This window comes from Yersinia pekkanenii (assembly GCF_001152565.1).
Classification (GTDB): domain Bacteria; phylum Pseudomonadota; class Gammaproteobacteria; order Enterobacterales; family Enterobacteriaceae; genus Yersinia; species Yersinia pekkanenii.
The window spans coordinates 1-1,267 of sequence record NZ_CQAZ01000173.1 but is presented as its reverse complement, the minus strand read 5'-3'; the positions used below and the strand labels follow the sequence as shown (position 1 = coordinate 1,267).

The window sequence follows — 1,267 nt, the reverse complement described above, 5'->3', positions numbered from 1 at the left end:
GATCAGTTGAATATCGGATATAGCGATCGCCTTTGAACATCCAGTATTGGCCACTCGTTCCAGTTGGCGTAATTGCATCTATCCCCGAAGTAAACTTTTCATCTTTATAATGTATGTTCTGTTGGTAAAGTATGTATGCGAATAAGGAAATGTCTTTACTTTGATCTCCTCCTTTCAGATTATAGGTTAAGAAAACACCATAGCCATTATTCTTGGTTTTTTCTGCTAATTCTTCAACCTCATAACTTGGTGTTTTTCCCAGTTCGATTGCAGCCGCTGCTAACTGTTTTTTCTCCAAGCCCTGTATTTGGGGGGGATTATAAGAACCGTAATCATGGTTCCATGCATAGCTTAATTTAGCACCAATCTCAGGAGGGGCGGTGCGCATTGAGTCTGCTGCGGGTCCTATGGCATAAAGCGAAATAATCTTATTCGGCATTATGCTTCGTAAACAAGAGATCAGCCAGCGAACTGAATCATTCCGAGATGGTGAATCCCTGTAATCGGTATATTCATCGTCAAGGTCTACTCCATCAAGTTCATATTTTTCAACGATATTTTTGACCTGTCTGGCAAAATTCATAGCTTTCTCTTCCGATTGAAAATTTGAAATACCAGCCGTCTGATGGTTTCCAACTATAGATAATAGTACTTTGATACCTTTTTCTTGTAGGGGCCGAATTTGATTCTCCGCGTTATTAAGTATTTTCATAACATTTTCGTTAAGATATAGTTCTGGCTTTTCAGCAGAACCGTTGATATTTGCGGCAAATATTATTGCGATATCAAATAGATTGTTACCATCATCGAGGTGGTAGCAACCTGCATTTGATAGTAACGCACTATTAACTTCAATATATACGGTTGTTAATGTATTTTTCTTTGTATTAGTCATACACTATTCCTTCTGTCATTTTATATATCTATATTCGATTATCTTAAACTAAGGTTTTGATGCCTGGAAGTAACCATTTTACTTTCATTAGTGCTATAATAACGGATGTTGAATTTTTCACCCCATTAAAAATGCAAGTGATTTCATATAAGAAACTTATTGTTTAACATGAATCATGTTTTAGAAACACCTAAATTATCACATCAAGATCATAACGGGGTTTGAGGGCCAATGGAACGAAAACGTACGTTAAGGAGAAAATTCATTGTTTAAATTGAAATTGAAATTTAAATTTAATGTTCTCATTTCGGCACTGTTGCAAATAGCCCGTTAGGGTCAACGCTCCCTTAGGCTAAAAAACCTTAGAGGCTG

Annotated in this window: 1 protein-coding gene; it reads right to left on the bottom strand. The window is 36.5% G+C overall.

Annotated features, from left to right (window positions below):
* Positions 1 to 895: endo-beta-N-acetylglucosaminidase H (locus AEP37_RS23755; RefSeq protein ID WP_053102019.1), on the bottom strand; the 895-nt coding region annotated here is incomplete at its 3' end.
* Between the last annotated feature and the right edge of the window lie 372 nt (positions 896 to 1,267).